Annotated in this window: 14 protein-coding genes; 10 read left to right on the forward strand and 4 right to left on the reverse strand. The window is 63.6% G+C overall.

The genetic code is table 11. The features are described from left to right. Positions 1-1,655 (forward strand): vitamin B12 dependent-methionine synthase activation domain-containing protein (locus AC5I5I_RS11155; protein ID WP_495972911.1); only part of this gene is annotated, 1,655 nt, incomplete at its 5' end. A gap of 470 nt (positions 1,656-2,125) precedes the next feature. Here AC5I5I_RS11155 and AC5I5I_RS11160 read toward each other — a convergent pair. After that, positions 2,126-2,350, reverse strand: coding sequence for a DUF2798 domain-containing protein (locus AC5I5I_RS11160; protein ID WP_495972913.1), 225 nt, complete (start codon positions 2,348-2,350; stop codon positions 2,126-2,128). Positions 2,351-2,523: 173 nt separating this feature from the next. On the opposite strand from AC5I5I_RS11160, the gene AC5I5I_RS11165 reads away from it, so the two are divergent. The 3 genes from AC5I5I_RS11165 to AC5I5I_RS11175 all read left to right on the forward strand — a co-directional run bounded on the left by AC5I5I_RS11165 (position 2,524) and on the right by AC5I5I_RS11175 (position 5,380). Continuing rightward, on the forward strand, positions 2,524-3,891 hold the full coding sequence (locus AC5I5I_RS11165) for an extensin-like domain-containing protein (RefSeq protein ID WP_495972915.1): 1,368 nt from the start codon (positions 2,524-2,526) through the stop codon (positions 3,889-3,891). Positions 3,892-4,009: 118 nt separating this feature from the next. Continuing rightward, positions 4,010-4,933 carry a cation diffusion facilitator family transporter gene (locus AC5I5I_RS11170; protein ID WP_495972917.1) on the forward strand — a complete coding sequence of 308 codons (924 nt, stop codon included), beginning with the start codon at positions 4,010-4,012 and terminating at the stop codon, positions 4,931-4,933. Between the two features lie 108 nt (positions 4,934-5,041). Next, positions 5,042-5,380, forward strand: coding sequence for a hypothetical protein (locus AC5I5I_RS11175; protein ID WP_495972919.1), 339 nt, complete (start codon positions 5,042-5,044; stop codon positions 5,378-5,380). A 47-nt stretch (positions 5,381-5,427) separates the two neighbouring features. Here AC5I5I_RS11175 and AC5I5I_RS11180 read toward each other — a convergent pair whose 3' ends face one another. Next, complete coding sequence (locus AC5I5I_RS11180; protein ID WP_495972921.1) at positions 5,428-9,051, reverse strand: hydantoinase B/oxoprolinase family protein; 3,624 nt, start codon at positions 9,049-9,051, stop codon at positions 5,428-5,430. A 153-nt stretch (positions 9,052-9,204) separates the two neighbouring features. On the opposite strand from AC5I5I_RS11180, the gene AC5I5I_RS11185 reads away from it, so the two are divergent. Further along, positions 9,205-9,708, forward strand: coding sequence for an NUDIX hydrolase (locus AC5I5I_RS11185; protein ID WP_495972923.1), 504 nt, complete (start codon positions 9,205-9,207; stop codon positions 9,706-9,708). On the opposite strand, the gene AC5I5I_RS11190 is transcribed toward AC5I5I_RS11185, so the two are convergent. Further along, complete coding sequence (locus tag AC5I5I_RS11190; protein WP_495972925.1) at positions 9,678-11,180, reverse strand: inorganic phosphate transporter; 1,503 nt, start codon at positions 11,178-11,180, stop codon at positions 9,678-9,680. The genes AC5I5I_RS11185 and AC5I5I_RS11190 overlap by 31 nt on opposite strands. Positions 11,181-11,379: 199 nt before the next feature. Between AC5I5I_RS11190 and AC5I5I_RS11195 the strand changes: the two genes are divergently transcribed. From AC5I5I_RS11195 to AC5I5I_RS11215, 5 genes are all read left to right on the forward strand, one after another. Then, positions 11,380-11,925 (forward strand): TRAP transporter small permease, encoded by a 546-nt coding sequence (locus tag AC5I5I_RS11195; protein ID WP_495972927.1) that lies wholly within the window; start codon positions 11,380-11,382, stop codon positions 11,923-11,925. A gap of 1 nt (position 11,926) precedes the next feature. Next, on the forward strand, positions 11,927-13,234 hold the full coding sequence (locus AC5I5I_RS11200; RefSeq protein WP_495972929.1) for a TRAP transporter large permease: 1,308 nt from the start codon (positions 11,927-11,929) through the stop codon (positions 13,232-13,234). 17 nt (positions 13,235-13,251) lie between these two features. After that, complete coding sequence (locus tag AC5I5I_RS11205) at positions 13,252-14,235, forward strand: TRAP transporter substrate-binding protein (RefSeq protein WP_495972931.1); 984 nt, start codon at positions 13,252-13,254, stop codon at positions 14,233-14,235. 169 nt (positions 14,236-14,404) lie between these two features. Beyond that, complete coding sequence (locus AC5I5I_RS11210) at positions 14,405-14,605, forward strand: hypothetical protein (protein ID WP_495972933.1); 201 nt, start codon at positions 14,405-14,407, stop codon at positions 14,603-14,605. A gap of 40 nt (positions 14,606-14,645) precedes the next feature. Next, entirely contained in the window at positions 14,646-15,686 is a 1,041-nt protein-coding gene (locus AC5I5I_RS11215) for an aromatic ring-hydroxylating dioxygenase subunit alpha (protein WP_495972935.1), read from the forward strand. 3 nt (positions 15,687-15,689) lie between these two features. On the opposite strand, the gene AC5I5I_RS11220 is transcribed toward AC5I5I_RS11215, so the two are convergent. Next, positions 15,690-16,583 carry a DMT family transporter gene (locus AC5I5I_RS11220; protein ID WP_495758561.1) on the reverse strand — a complete coding sequence of 298 codons (894 nt, stop codon included), beginning with the start codon at positions 16,581-16,583 and terminating at the stop codon, positions 15,690-15,692. Positions 16,584-16,656: the final 73 nt, after the last annotated feature.

Below are 16,656 nucleotides of genomic sequence, written 5' to 3' on the forward strand. Positions count from 1 at the left end.
ACGTGATCGAAGGCCCGCTGATGGACGGCATGAACGTGGTCGGCGACCTGTTCGGCTCTGGCAAGATGTTCCTGCCGCAGGTGGTGAAGTCGGCTCGCGTGATGAAGCAGGCTGTGGCCTATCTGATGCCGTTCATGGAGGAGGAGAAGGCCGCCAACGACAAGGGCCAGAGCAATTCCGCCGGCAAGGTGCTGCTCGCCACCGTCAAGGGCGACGTGCACGATATCGGCAAGAACATCGTCGGCGTCGTGCTCCAGTGCAACAACTACGAAGTGATCGACCTTGGCGTCATGGTGCCGGCCGCGAAGATTCTCGAAACCGCGCGGCGGGAACAGGTCGATATCATCGGCCTGTCCGGGCTGATCACGCCGTCGCTCGACGAAATGTGCCATGTGGCGGCGGAGATGGAACGGCAGAATTTCGACCTGCCGCTTTTGATCGGCGGCGCCACCACCAGCCGCGTCCATACCGCGGTGAAGATCCATCCGAATTACCGCAAGGGCCAGACTGTCTATGTCACCGACGCCAGCCGCGCGGTCGGCGTTGCGCAGGCACTGATGTCGAAGGACGGGCGTGCTGCCTATGTCGAGAATACGCGCACGGAATATGCGCAGATCGCTGCCGCCCATGCGCGCGGGCAGGACGACAAGAAGCGGCTGTCGCTCGCGGAAGCGCGCGCCAACGGCCTGGTGCTCGACCCGAAACAGGCGCTTGCACCGCGACCCCAATTTCTCGGCACACGCGTTTTCGAAAACTATCCGCTGTCGAAGCTGGTCGATTACATCGACTGGACGCCGTTCTTCCAGACATGGGAATTGACCGGACGTTACCCGGCGATCCTGCACGACGAGAAATACGGCGAGGCGGCGCGCTCGCTGTTCGCGGATGCGCAGGCGATGCTGAAGCAGATCGTGGACGAAAAGTGGATCCAGGCCTCGGCCGTGATCGGCTTCTGGCCTGCGGCACGCGACGGCGACGATGTCCGTGTTTTCGATGATGCCGGGACCAGTCAGATCGCCACGCTGCATGGGCTGCGCCAGCAGATCGCGCGCCGTGACGGACGGCCGAATGTCTCGATTGCCGATTTCGTTGCGCCGCAGGCGGACGGCGTGACCGATCATGTCGGCGCGTTTGCGGTGACGGCTGGCATCGGCGAAGACGTGATTGCCGAGCGCTTCAAGCGCGCCAACGACGATTATTCGGCCATCATGATGTCGGCGCTCGCGGACCGCCTGGCGGAGGCCTTCGCCGAGCATCTGCATCAGCGCGTGCGCAAGGAATTCTGGGGCTATGCACCGGACGAGACCTTCACGCCGGCCGAACTGATCGCCGAGAGCTACCAAGGCATCCGGCCGGCACCCGGCTATCCGGCGCAACCCGACCATACCGAGAAGGAGACGCTGTTCCGGCTGATCGAGGGCGAGCGCATTGGCATCACGCTCACGGAGAGCTTCGCGATGTGGCCGGGCGCCTCGGTCTGCGGGCTCTATTTCAGCCATCCGCAAAGCCAGTATTTCGGTGTCGGCAAAATCGAGCGCGACCAGGTTTCGGACTATGCGCGCCGCAAGGGTTGGAGCATCGCCGAATGCGAGCGCTGGCTGGCGCCGGTGCTGAACTACAATCCGGCGACCGTGGAGAAGGCGCAGGCGGCTTAGTCTGCCCTTTCTGTCAGCGAAGCTGGAAACGTAACACCGGACAGCAAAACACCGGAGGGCTCATCGCCGCTCCGGTGTTTCGAAACTCAAAGCCGCCCCATACGCCGCGGCGATTGTTGGTCTTACAGCCAAAGTCCGAGAATCTCAGAACGCTCCGAGCAGAACCGCGCTCACGAAAGCGAACACGGCAAAGACAGCGAGGACGTTGAGTTTCAGGGAAAGTTCCATAAGGCCTCCCTTCGCTGACATGAAGTAATGTTAACAGATCGGGCAACCCGCTCGAAGGCCTCAATGCCGCACTTCGCAAAAAGTGCCCGCGGAACGGGGAAAAAGGTGTCCAGTTCGCGACCAAGTCACTGACAATTCAGTACAATTTAATTTTTCAGGGTGCGGTGCGGCGGCCATAAGCCATTGATTTCATTGGGCTGGCTTTGCGCGTTCTGGGGCGATCGGGGCAAGATTCTACCGAATTATCCCTGCAAGCCGACCATCCGCTCCGCGATCCGGCGCGCGCTGGGCAGCACGAAGAAGGCCGTAATCGCCGCGATCGGCCAGGCCACCACAAAGGCTTTCGACCATTGCTTGACGAATGTCGGGTCAAATCCGACGGCCAGCCAGGTCGCGACAAAGGTCACGATCACACAGATCACAAGGGTCATCAGCGCGCCAGTCAGCGCGCGCACCCGCCAGTCCATTCCGTATCCTCCCCGGCATTCCTGGTCGTGCCCGCGTCTTGCCTGTTTTTCGGCTGCGGGAACCGAAGGCCTTATACCCAGCACCGGCCCCGGTCACCATCCGGTAACGATAACGAATACCGCCGCGCTCAGGTGAATGACCCGTTAACATTGTCCTTCGCATTGTCCGCATCATGCTGCGGACCTTGTGTCACCACTGGCGCAGATGCGTCACCGGATTGAGCCTCGTGCTGCTGGCCGGTTGCGCCGGGCATTATCTCGTCCAGCGCGAGCCGTGGCGGAAGGATGCCGAACTCGCCTGCCTGCAATCCGGCGCGGTGAGGGAGAGCGGCACCATCGTGCGCGTCGAGCCGATCAACGGCCCCGGCATGTGCGGTGCGGATTTTCCGCTGAAGGTCGCGGCTCTGGGCGATCAGCCACTGCTTGGTTATTCGGACATTCGTCCGCCGGGCGAGGTGCCGAATGCCGGTCCGCAACGCTGGCCGGTGACGACGGTGCCGACCGCGCGCGCCGCTGCGCCAGTGCGCTCCGATCCCGAACCGGTGCGCTCCTATCCCGACGACGAGCCCCGCTTTGCCAATCCGGCTCGGCCGTCCGCCGTGCAGCGTCAGCCTCTGACGCCGGCGGCGTCGAGACAGAATGCCGGCGCGCCGCTGCAGATCGTGCCCCAAACATCCGGTGTCGGCTCCGGTGACCGCGGCATCGCGCGGCCGTCATCCGAGCCATCGATCGATGACGCAGATATCGCTGCGCCGCGCAGCGAGTCGCGATCGCCCTATCCGATGCCGCCGAAACCGCAGACCTATCAGCCGCCGATGCGGACCGCGGCGCAGTCGCGCTCTGCTCCGTCGCAATCCACCGTACCCTTGGGAAGCAGCGCGATTTCGGCATTGGGCCCGGTTGAAATAAAGCCCGCAGCCACGCTCGCCTGTCCGATGGTGTCGGCGCTCGATCGCTGGATCATCGATTCGGTGCAGCCGGCGGCCCGGCGCTGGTTCCGCCAGCCGGTGGTCGAGATCAGACAGATCTCGGCCTATTCCTGCCGGGGAATGAACGGCCAGCGCGGGGCGCGCATTTCCGAACATGCTTTCGGCAATGCGCTCGACATATCGTCGTTCACGCTTGCCGACGGGCGGCGCATTACCGTGAAGGATGGCTGGCGGGGGGCTCCGGAGGAGCAGGGCTTTCTTCGCGACGTGCAGGGGGCGGCCTGCGAGCAATTCAACACGGTGCTGGCGCCGGGCTCGAACCGCTTCCACTACGACCATTTCCATTTTGACCTGATGCGGCGCCGCAGCGCCAATCGCATCTGCAATCCAGATCAGGTTTCGGGTGATGCGATTGCGGCGAAAGTCGCGCGCGAGCGTGGCCAGGCGTGGCGACCCGTGCCGGCCGCCACCGGTTCGTTCGGCAGAGCCGGTGAAAATTCTCGCAGTGCGCTCAACGGTCGGCCGAAGACCGCGGCCAAGGCGAGGTCAAAGCGTAACATTCTCGACGACGACGACTGGATCGAGGACGACGGGCCACGGCCGTTGGAATGATGTGTCTTGAGTCCGCGCGAGCCAGAAACTCCGTTCATCACCGCACAAGCGGGAAGCCGGGTTTGTGAATCTGGGGCCCGCTTTCGTGGGGACGAGCGGACAACCAGATAGAGCTGCGATGCAGGACGATTCCCACGATCGCGCCGGCCATGCGCATGCTGGCCATTCGCACGCCCACGCACCGAAGGATTTCGGCCGCGCCTTCGCGATTGGCGTGGCGCTCAATCTCGGCTTCGTCGCGGTCGAGGCGATTTTCGGAATTCTCGCCAATTCCACCGCGCTCCTGGCTGATGCCGGGCATAACCTCGGCGACGTGATCGGCCTCTTGATCGCTTGGGGCGCGGCCAGCCTGGCGAAGCGTCCGCCGAGCGAGCGCTTCACTTACGGCCTGCGCGCCTCGTCGATTCTTGCGGCACTCGGCAACGCGCTGCTGCTGATCTTCGCCTGCGGCGCGATCGCCTGGGAGGCGGTGTGGCGCTTCACCGATCCGCAGCCGGTTGCAAGCGTGACTGTCATGATCGTGGCCGGGATCGGCATCCTTATCAACGGCTTCACGGCCTGGCTGTTCATGAGCGGGCGCGAGGGTGATCTCAATATCCGCGGCGCCTATCTGCATATGGTGGCAGATGCCGGTGTGTCGTTCGGCGTCGTGCTCGCGGGCGCCGCGATCATGCTGACCGGCTGGCTCTGGCTCGATCCGGTGACCAGTCTGGCGATCGTTGCAATCATTCTCTGGAGCACATGGGGGCTGCTGCGCGACTCGATCACGCTCGCGCTGGCCGCGGTACCGCGGCACATCGAGCTTGCGAAAGTCAAAGCCTGTCTCGAAGAACTGCCCGGCGTCGCGCGGGCGCATCACGTGCATGTCTGGGGCATGAGCACCAGCGAAGTTGCGCTCACCGCGCATCTCGTCATGCCGGGCGGACATCCGGGCGACGATTTCCTGACGGCGGCCGCGCATGAACTGCGTGAGCGGTTCGGTATCGCGCATCCGACATTGCAGATCGAGACCGGCGACCAAGCCGCAGACGTCGCGGATTAGACTGCATCGTTCTGCCGCAGGCGCATTTAGCCCGCATTCATCAATGCCAAGGCAAATGCGCCTCGCATGGGGGCAAACGAAAGCAAGGAACGAGGAACCGAAACGAACATGAAAAAGACCCTGCTTGCCATGGCTGCGCTGACGGCGTTCGCCGCAGCGGCGCCGGTTGGATTTAACGGCGTTGCCGAAGCGCGCGACGGTTGCGGCCGCGGCTTCTATTTCAACGGTTTCCGCTGCGTGCCGATGCGCGCCGGGCCTCCCGTGGTTGTGGTTCCACCGCCGGTTTATGTCCCGCCACCGCCGCCGCGCTATGTGGCACCGCGCGGCTTCGTGTTTGCCGGTGCCGATCGCTGGGGCAAGCCGCAATATTATCCCGGCCCGCGCGGACAATGCCCGCGTGGTTTCACTCTGCAAGCGGGACTCTGCAAGCCGTATCGCGGCTTCTGATCGCCGTGCGCGACGCGACGCGATCGGGACAACCCGATCGCGTCCAGTCACGCGGGCGGTTTGCCATAGCCGCCAGCGGTGGGCACCTGGATGATGATCGCTTCATCCGCGTCGATCATGGTGGCGTCGCAGCCTTGCAGATTTTCGATCGTGCCGTCCCTGCGCCGCACTGCGTTCTGGCCGGTCTGACCGGCCTCACCGCCCGCCAGTCCGAACGGGCGCACACGGCGATGGCCGGTGAGCAGCGTGCATTCCATCTTCTCCAGAAAGCGGATGGTGCGGCGGATGCCGTCGCCCGCATGCCATTTCCCCTGGCCGCCCGAGCCCTTGCGGATGTGGAAATCCTCCAGCACCACCGGATAGCGGAATTCCAGTATTTCCGGGTCGGTGAGACGGGTGTTGGTCATATGGGTATGCACGGCATCGGTGCCGTTGAAACCGGGACCGGCCGGTGAGCCCGAGCAGATCGTTTCGTAATATTGATAGCGCGTGTTGCCGAAATTGAGATTGTTCATCGTGCCCTGCGCGGCGGCGAGCGCGCCGAGCGCGCCGAACAGGCAATTGGTCACCGCCTGCGAGACTTCGACATTGCCGGCGACGACGGCGGTCGGAAATTCCGGCGTCAGCATTGTCTGTTTCGGAATGACAATATTGATTGGGCGCAAGCAACCGGCATTCATCGGAATGTCGTCGTCCACCATCACGCGAAACACATAGAGCACGGCGGCGCGGGTTACCGGCTCGGGCGCATTGAAGTTGCTCGGCTGCTGCGGCGAGGTGCCGGTGAAATCGACGGTCGCTTCGCGCTTCGTCTTGTCGACCGTGATCCTCACCTTGATGACGGTGCCCTGATCCATCTCGTATGAAAATTCGGAATTGTGCAGGCGGTCGATCACGCGCCGCACGCTTTCGGCGGCGTTGTCCTGCACATGCTTCATGTAGGCCTGCACCACCGGCAACGAGAATTGCGTGACCATTTTGCGCAATTCCTGCACGCCCTTTTCGTTGGCGGCGATCTGCGCCTTCAGGTCGTTGACGTTCTGGACCGGATTGCGTGCGGGATATTTCGCGCCGGTGAGCGCAGCGTAGATCTCTCGCTCGCGGAAGCGGCCGCGATCCACCAGCTTGAAATTATCGAGATAGACGCCTTCCTCCTCGATATTGGTTGCGTTCGGCGACATCGAACCCGGCGAAATGCCGCCGACATCGGCATGGTGGCCGCGCGACGCCACCCAGAACAGGATCTTGCGCTCGGCGCCGTCGAACACCGGCGTGCAGACCGTGATGTCCGGCAGATGGGTGCCGCCGTTATAGGGTGCGTTGATCGCATAGACATCGCCCGGCCGGATGCGGCCCTTGTTCTCGCGGATGATGGTTTCGACCGCGCGATCCATCGATCCGAGATGCACCGGCATGTGAGGGGCGTTGGCCACAAGCGCGCCGTCGCCCGAAAACACCGCGCAGGAGAAGTCCAGACGTTCCTTGATATTCACGGAATAGGCGGTGTTCTGCAGAGCAACACCCATCTGCTCGGCGATCGACATGAACAGATTGTTGAACACCTCCAGCATCACCGGGTCGGCCCTGGTGCCAACCGCCGCGACGCGCTTGAGTTTCTTAAAGCGCGTCAACACCAGATGGTTTTTCGCCGTCAGCGCCGCCTGCCAGCCGGGCTCGACAACGATGGTCTGGTGCGGCTCGATAATAATCGCCGGGCCCTTCACCTTTTGCCCGGGTTTGAGCTGTTCGCGCGTGTAGACCGCGGCCCTGTGCCACGCGCCTTGGGAGAAAAACCGGGTGCGGCGGGCAGGCGAGGGCAGCTTGCCCCGCGTCGTCTTCAGTTTGCGTTCGCGGAATTTTGCGCCGCCGCCGATCGCCTCGACCGAAACCGCTTCCAGCACCAGCTCCTTGTCGCGATCGATGAAGCCGAACTGCGCCTTATGCGCCTTCTCGAAGGCGCGAGTCATCGCGGCAAGGCTGCCGGCCGTCACCACCAGCGCCGTGTCGGTGCCCGCGTAACGGATATGCGCGCGTGCGATGACCTTGATCGCCTTTGCCGGCACGCCCTGGCTCGCGACTTCATCCTTCACAGCCTTGCCCAGCGCCTTGCTGAGCCGGCTCAGCGTCTTCAGCGCCTTGCCGCCGAGCGGTTCCTCGATCGCCTGCTGGCGTGTCGCGCGGATGTCGGCCAAACCCATCCCGTAGGCGGACAAGAGCGACGAGAACGGATGGATCAGCACGCTGGTCATTCCGAGCGCATCCGCGACCAGACAGGCATGCTGGCCGCCGGCGCCGCCGAAGCAGTTGAGCGCATAGCGGGTCACGTCGTAGCCGCGTTGCACGGAAATCTTCTTGATCGCGTTCGCCATGTTCTCGACCGCGATCCGGATGAAGCCGTCGGCAATGTCCTCGGGCTTGCGCCCGCCGCCGACGTCTGCGGCAAGAGCCGCGAACGCGTCGCGCACGGCACCGTCGTCGAGCGGCTGGTCCTGTGCGGGGCCGAAAATTTTCGGGAAGAAATCCGGGATCAGCTTTCCGGCCATCACATTGGCGTCGGTCACGGCGAGGGGGCCGCCGCGCCGGTAGCATGCCGGCCCCGGATTTGCGCCCGCGGAATCCGGGCCGACCCTAAAGCGCGCGCCGTCGAAATGCAGGATCGAGCCGCCGCCCGCAGCGACGGTGTGGATGCGCATCATCGGCGCGCGCATGCGCACGCCCGCGACCTCGGTCTCGAAGGCACGTTCGTATTCGCCGTCATAATGCGACACGTCTGTCGAGGTGCCGCCCATGTCGAAGCCGATGACGCGGGCGAAGCCGGCTTCGCGCGCGGTTTCCGCCATCGACACCACGCCGCCCGCCGGGCCGGACAGGATCGCATCCTTGCCCTGGAATAGGTCGGCCGCGGTGAGCCCGCCGGACGACATCATGAACATGAGCTTGGCGCTGGAGCGCCGTGCGTCGAGCTCCGTCGCCACCCGCTCCACATAGCGCCGCAGGATTGGCGACAGATACGCATCGACAACAGTGGTATCGCCGCGGCCGACAAACTTGATCAGCGGCGAGACCTCGTGGCTGACCGAGACCTGCGGAAAGATGCGGCGCGCAAGCTCGGCGACCTGCTTCTCGTGCTCCGGATAGCGGTAGGCATGCATGAACACGATCGCGGCGGCGCGGATGCCGTCGTCATGGGCGCGCCGCAACTCGGGCTCGATCGCCGCGAGGTCGGGCGTCTGCTCGACTGCGCCATCCGCCCGCACGCGCTCGTCGATCTCGATGACCCGCTCGAACAGCATGTCCGGCTTGATGATTTCCTTCGCGAAAATCTTGGGCCGCGCCTGGTAGCCGATGCGCAAAGCGTCGCGAAAACCGCGCGTGGTGATCAGCAGCGTGCGGTCGCCCTTGCGCTCCAGCAGCGCATTGGTCGCGACCGTGGTACCCATTTTCACCGCGCCGATGCGCCCCGGGAGGATCGCTTCGCCCCGCTTCAGACCCAGCAACTCGCGGATGCCCTGCACCGCTGCGTCGGGATAGGCCTCGGGATTCTCGGACAGAAGCTTGTGTGCGACCAGATGACCGTCCGGCTTGCGTCCGACGACGTCAGTGAAGGTGCCGCCGCGATCGATCCAGAAATCCCAGGATGCGGAGGGGAGACGGGTGGTTTTGCGGGTCATGAGCAGGGTGTCGCCGGGAGGGAAGGGGTCGCGGCATCATGGTCTTATGATTGCGTCATCGCCGCAACCCGATCCGGCCGGACTCGCTCATGCGGGGTTTGACGCCTGCCGCAAACTGGCGCAATGCATGTTTTGCGCAGGGAGACGACCACATTGGCGCTGACGCGACGCATCGGAGAATGGATCGACATGCGGCTGGGCCGCAACGGGATCGAGCCTGCGCTGCAGGCCGGCGCCGTTCCCTACACCATTGTCCGTGGAACACCGGTTTTCCTCCTCATCACCTCACGCGGCACCGGCCGCTGGATTTTTCCCAAGGGCGCTCCGATGAAGGGCTACGAGCTCTGGCAGGTGGCGGCGCGCGAGGCGTTCGAGGAGGCCGGGGTTGAGGGCGAAGTGGAGACCACGCCGATCGGGCATTATCGCGGCTTCAAGGGCAGCCTTCGCAGCGCGCCGATCGAGGTCCAGATGTTTCCGCTGCGGGTCGTCCGGCAACTCGAGGACTGGCCGGAGAAGGAAAGCCGGCACCGGCACTGGGTGATCCTGGCCGAAGCCCGGCGGCTCTTGTCGGATCCGCAATTGGTGGACATGGCCTCGCTTGTTCACAAGCGCGCGCTGCAATCTGCTCAGCCGGCGAAGGCTGCCATCACCGCATAGAAGACGGCGGCCAGCAAGGCGGTGGCCGGGACGCTGACAATCCAGGCAGCCGCAATGCCGAGGACATGCTGGCGACGGACCAGCTTGCGCCTCTCCCGCTTCTGGAAATTGGTCAGCGCCTTTTCGGGCGTGTTGTTGAGCTGCGACGGCTCGAGGAACAGCGAGCGCGGCCGCACCGCCGGATTGGGGACGCCCTTGTTGGTCAGGAACTCACGCAGATAGCCGACGCCGAAAATCGCCCCGATCGCGGTATGGGTCGAGGAAATAGGCATGCCGAAGGCGGATGCGACGAGGACGGTTATCGCGGCTGCAAGCGCGACGCAAAAGGCGCGGATGGCGTCCATCTTGGTGATTTTTTCGCCGACGGTACGGATCAGCTTCGGCCCGAACAGGGCCAGTCCAAGCGCGATGCCTGCGGCTCCGATCAAGAGCACCCAGAACGGCAGAAACACCCGGTCCGGCGAGGTCTCTCCGGTTGCTGCGGTGGATACGATGGCGGCCAGCGGACCCACCGCATTGGCCACGTCGTTGGCGCCATGCGCGAACGACAGAAGCGCCGCGGAGCAGATCAGCGGCAGGGTGAACAGCGCGCTCACGTCCTTGCGGCGGTTTTCCATGCGGAGCGCGCGTTGCCGCACCCAGGGGCGCGCGGCGAAATAGCCCAGGGCAAAGGCAGCGATGCCCAGCGCGGCGGTGGCGAAGAGCGGCGGCTCCCAGACCCGGCTCAGGCCCTTGGTGATCAGATACATCGCAAACACGCCGGTCATCAGCGCCACCATCACCGGCACCCAGCGGCGCGCCGCCGCGATCTTGTCGGCGCGGAACAGGACGCTCCATTTGATGAAGCCAAGCAATCCGGCTGCAATCAGGCCGCCCATGATGGGGGAGATGACCCAGCTTGCGGCGATGGCGCCCATCACCGGCCAGACCACCATGTTGATGCCGGCTGCTGCAACGCCTGCGCCCATCACCGCCCCGATCACCGAATGGGTGGTCGAGACCGGCGCGCCCAGGAAGGTGGCCAGGTGAATCCAGGCGGCAGCGGCCAGCAGCGCGGACGACATCACCAGCACGAAATTGATAGCCGGAAGATTGGCGTCCGGCTGCAGCAGGTCGCGGGAGATCGTGCGCACCACGTCGCCGCCGGCAATCAGCGCTCCGGCAGCCTCGCAAACCGCCGCGATCAGGAGCGCGCTGCCCATGGTCAGGGCGCGGCTGCCGACCGCCGGCCCCATATTGTTGGCTACGTCGTTGGCGCCGATGCTGAGCGCCATATAGGCCGCGATCAGCGCCGCGATCACGACCAGATAGCTGAGCGGGCCCTCGGCGACCGACAGGCTCGCCAGCGCCACCGAGCCCATCAGAAACAGGATCAGCAGACCCGGCTTGGTCAGCGAGCGGGTAAGATCCTGCGTCGCGTGTTCGATCCGGACGACCTTTTTCAGGTCCTTGTCGAGTACGCTTTTGGCCAAAGGAATCCGCAATCCTTCCGGACGATGAGGGCACGCCGTTAGCATGTCCGGGGCGGAAAGACATGCCGCACTGCACTGAACCTGTTGAAATGTCCCGGGGCTCTCGGCGCGGGGCAGCCTCCAGGGCGCGCCCGCTTTGTCACGAGTCTTGCATTGTCGCCGTGTTGCCCATCATCATCGACGGGCGCGGGGGGTGAGTATGGTCAGATTGTTCCTGGACCGTCTTTATCTGCTGTCCGGTTACCTGGCCGGGCTTTTCCTCATCGCCATTTTCGTCCTGATGATGCTGCTATCCGCCGGGCGGCCGCTCGGGCTTAACATCCCGGCGGGGGACGATTTTGTGTCCTGGTGCATGGCGGCGACCGCGTTTCTTGGGCTCGCTCATACGTTTCGCCACGGCGAGATGATCCGCGTCGGTCTGCTGATCGACCGGTTGGAGGGGCGGATCAAGCAGGTCGTAGAAATTGGGGTGCTGCTGATCGGCAGCGGCTTCACCGGTTTCTTTGCCTGGCACGCCGCCGTGATGACGTGGCAGTCATACCTGTTCAATGACATGTCGCAGGGCGTCATTGCCGTGCCGCTATGGATTCCGCAACTCGGCTATAGTGGCGGACTTGCGATCCTGCTGATCGCTCTCGTGGACGAGTTGATCCACGTGATGCGCGGCTATCCGCCGCGCTACGAGAAGCCGAAGCCTAAAACGGCGGAGGAGATCGTGGAACAGGCCGTCCAGAGCGCGGTCTGACATGGAGCTTCTCACCGCAGCGGCGATCCTGTTCGGCTTTCTGATTTTTCTGCTCACTTTCGGCGTCTGGATCGGAATTGCGCTCCTCGCGACCGGCTGGGCCGGGATGCAATTCGCGGGCGGTGCCATCCCAGCAGGCTCCGTGCTCGCGACGACGGTCTGGGGGAACTCTGCATCCTGGTCTCTCGCTGCGTTGCCGCTGTTCATCTGGATGGGCGAGATCCTGTATCGCACACGGCTGTCGGAAGAAATGTTCCGCGGCTTCGCGCCTTGGCTGAACTGGCTGCCGGGACGCCTGATGCATGTGAATGTGCTGGCTTGCGGCGTCTTCGGATCGGTGTCCGGTTCATCGGCCGCAACTTGCGCCACCGTTGCCAAGATCGCATTGCCGGAACTGAACAAGCGCGGCTACGACGAAAAGCTCGCCCTCGGGTCGCTCGCCGGTGCTGGAACGCTGGGCATCCTGATTCCGCCGTCGATCACGATGGTGGTCTATGCGGTGCAGGCCAATGTCTCGATCATCCAGGTCTTCCTTGCGGGCTTCCTGCCGGGTTTGCTTGTGATGGCATTGTATTCCGGCTACATCGCCGGCTGGTCGATCCTCAATCAGCATCGCACGCCGCCGGCCGATCCGCCGATGGCGTTTCGCGAGAAGTTGCGCGAGTCGGCAAATCTCATTCCGGTGCTGCTGCTCATCACATTCGTGTTCCTGTCGCTCCTGATGGGCTGGGCGACCGCAACCGAGTGCGCGGCCTGGGGCGTACTCGGTTCGCTGGCCATTGCCTGGTGGCAAGGCTCGCTGTCGCGGGAGTCGTTCTGGGCCAGCGTGATGGGCGCCACGCGCGTCAACTGCATGATCCTGCTGATCCTGGCGGGCGCCTCCTATATGGGCACGTCGATGGCCTATACCGGCATTCCGCAGGCACTGGCAGCGTGGGTCGATAGCCTGCAACTTTCGGCCTATTCGCTGATCGCCGCGCTGACGGTGATGTATGTTTTGCTCGGAACCGCGCTCGACGGCATCTCGATGATCGTGCTGACCACGGCGATCGTGATCCCGATGATCAAGCAGGCCGGGCTCGATCCCATCTGGTTCGGCATATTTCTTGTATTGGTGGTGGAGATGGCCGAGGTCTCGCCGCCGGTCGGCTTCAATCTCTTCGTATTGCAAACCATGAGCGGCAAGGACTCGAACTTTGTCGCACTCGCCGCGCTCCCGTTCTTCTTTCTGCTGGTCCTTGCGGTTGCACTGATCACGGTGTTTCCTGATATCGTGATGGTGCTGCCAAGGATGGCTTTTCCCGGTTAGCTCAAAAAGGGGTTCCCATGTATTCGTACCGTGCAACTTCGTTCGTCGCGGCGGCTGCGTTTGCGGTGGCGCTGGCGGCGCCCGCTGCGGCTCAGACCAAATGGAATCTGCCTGCCGCGTATCCGACCGACAATCCGCACACCGTCAATCTCTTGGCTTTCGCCAAGGATGTGAACGACTCGACCGGCGGCAAGCTGCAGATCACGGTGCATCCCGGCGCGTCGCTTTTCAAAGCGCCCGAAATCAAGCGCGCGGTGATGACCGGGCAGGCGCAGGCCGGCGAGGTTCTGATCTCGCTGCACGAGAATGAGGATCCTATCTTCGGCATCGACGTCATCCCGTTCCTGGCCACCAGCTATCCGCAATCCTACAAGCTGTGGCAGGCATCGAAGGCCGCGATCGAGAAGAAGCTCGCCTCGCAGGGACTGATGCTGCTGTTTGCTGTGCCATGGGGACCGCAGGGGATCTATGCCAAGAAAGACATCAACACGCTCGAGGACATGAAGGGTCTGAAGTGGCGTGCGTATAACGTCGGGACCGCGCGCATCGCCGATCTCGTCGGCGCGCAGCCCGTGACCATTCAGGCCGCGGAATTGCCGCAGGCACTCGCGACCGGCGTGGTGAATGCTTTCATGACCTCGGGTTCGACCGGCTACGACAGCAAGGCCTGGGAAACGATGTCACACTTCTACGATACACAGGCCTGGATTCCGAAGAACATCACCTTCATGAACAAGGCCGCGTTCGATGCGCTCGACAAGCCCACGCAGGACGCCGTACTGAAGGCAGCCGCCGCTGCCGAGCCGCGCGGCTGGAAGCTGGCTGAGGAAAAGGCGGGCTGGTATCTCGAACAGCTCAAGGCCAACAAGATGAAGGTGCTGCCGCCGAGCGATGCCCTGAAGACGGGAATGCAGAAGATTGGCGAGCAACTGACGTCGGACTGGGTCAAGAAGGCCGGTCCCGATGGCGCGTCGGTAGTCGAAGCCTACAAGAAGATGTGAGGCGCGCTGCCGGAGTGTCAAAGCCCCCGCATGGTCGGGGGCTTTTTCTTTGAGCGTGACGGCTGTTTGAGGTCGCCGCCCGGACCTGTTTCGTTCGCACTTCAAAGTATGGCGGTTTGGGTGTAGCCACGGTGGAAAGCTTCAAGTCTGGCGTCAGGGAGAGGCCGCTTTGCATTTCCGCGTGGAACTGGTCTGGCAGGACGAGATGCAGGAGGATGCTCCCTCGATCTACCTGACGTCGGACGGCCGCGTCTTGTTGCAGGGCCGGTCTGTCTCGGACGACGAGCGTGCGCATTTCGGCGTTCCACCCGGGAGCGACCTGATCAGCGTGGATCTCCGCCTGATCAAGGCGATCAAGGACATGCTTTAGGCGCGCAACAAGACGCGCCGCAGGAGAGGAGACCCCATCGATGTTCCTGAAAAATCATTGGTACGTTGCGGCCTGGGATAACGAGCTTGGTGAAAAGCCGCTTGGCCGCACCATCCTGAACGAGCCGATCGTGCTGTATCGCGATGCGCAGGGCAACGCGATCGCACTCGAAGACAAGTGCCCGCATCGCCGCGTGCCGCTGTCCATGGGCAAGGTGGTCGATGGCAATCTCCTGCAATGCCATTATCACGGGCTGCGCTTCGATCGCTCCGGAACCTGCGTGCGCATTCCGGGGCAGGAATCGATTCCGGACACCGCGCGGGTGAAAACCTATCCGGTGGTCGAGCGCTATCGCTGGATCTGGCTGTGGATGGGTGATCCGGCGCAAGCCGATCCTGCCACCATCCCCGACTATCAGTGGCTCGATTCACCGGACTGGGGCGCCAAGGGCACTTACATCCACGTGAAAGCGAACTGGCAGCTGATCGTCGACAACCTGCTCGATCTCACTCATCTCGCCTTCGTACATGAATCGACCATCGGCAACGCGGCGGTGGCGGAAAATGCCGAGGTTCGCGTCAAGCGCACGCCGGGCGGTGTGCTGGTCACGCGCTGGATGATCGACAAGCCGGCGCCGCCGACCTACGTCAAGGCCGGTGGCTTCACTGGTAACGTCGATCGCTGGCAGTTCATCGATTTCCTGCCGCCCGCCTATCTGCGCCTTTCGGTCGGGGCGACGCCGACCGGCACCGGCGCGCCGGAAGGCAAATTCGTCAACGGCATCCATATGCGCAACCTGAATGCGATCACGCCGGAGACCGAGACCACCTCGCATTATTTCTGGGCGCAGGCGCATGATTTCGACGTCAGAAACGAGAAGCTCACCGATATGATCTTCGAGCAGGTGAAGATCGCCTTCCTTGAGGACAAGGAGGTGTTCGAAGCGCAGCAGCGCACCATCGACAACGACAAGTCCGAGTCGCAGGTCGATATCCACGCCGATGCCGGCGGCATCCAGGCGCGACGCATTCTCGCGCGTCTCTATGAGGAAGAGCAGGCGACACGCCAGGCGGCGGAGTAGCGATTACGATCCGCCGGGCGTCCTCCCCACGCGCATGCGCGTGCCGATCGCAACCGTCACCACCACGGCGACCGCGAATGCCACGGTGAGCGGATCGATCGGCTCGCGCGCGAACAAGGCCGCGATCAGCACGACCATGAACGGCTGCAGCAGCCCGATCTGTCCGATGCGCGCAATTCCCGCCATTCCCATGGCTGCATTCCAGGGAAAAAATCCGAAATATTGTGCCATCAGCCCGGCATAGAGAATGGCGGTCCATCCCCTTGGCGTTATCGCCGCGGAATCCAACGGCCAGGTCAGCCACACCGCGAGCAGCGACAACGGCAGGCACAGCACGACCGCCCAGGAGATCACTTCCCATCCCGGCATCAGGCCGGTGAGCCGACCGGAATAAGTGTAGCCGACGCCTCCGCAGACAACGGCCGCCAGCAGCAGGATGTCGCCAGTCGACAGCGCATAGCCGCCGCTGCGGTAGATCGCAAAGGTCATCACCAGGGCCGATCCGACGACGGCCGCGACCCAGAAGCCGGGAGACGGGCGTTCGCCCTCGATGATGGCCGCCGCCGCTGCCGTCATCAGCGGCATGATCCCGAGGATCACGCCGCCATGCGACGACGGCACCGTCACCATTGCGACCGCCGTGAGGAGAGGGAAGCCGAGTACGATCGTGATCCCGCAGGCGATCAGCGGCCACCATGCAGCGCGTGGCGGCAGAGTCCGCCGGGTGATCAGAAGCACCACAGCGCCGGCGAGGCCGGCAAGCGCCGCACGCATCGCGGTGAGAAAATACGGGTCGACCTCGGACACGGCGATGCGGGAGGCGGGGAGACTGCCAGCGAAGATGACAGCACCGAGTACGCCAAGCAGGAGGCCAAGATTCTGGCGTTTCGCGAACATGCGGGACGGGACAGTTGACTAAGGAGTGAGAGCCGGTGAGAGGCCAGCACGCTATGGCCGTGCGCGATTGGTC

The organism is Pseudorhodoplanes sp. (genome assembly GCF_059499825.1).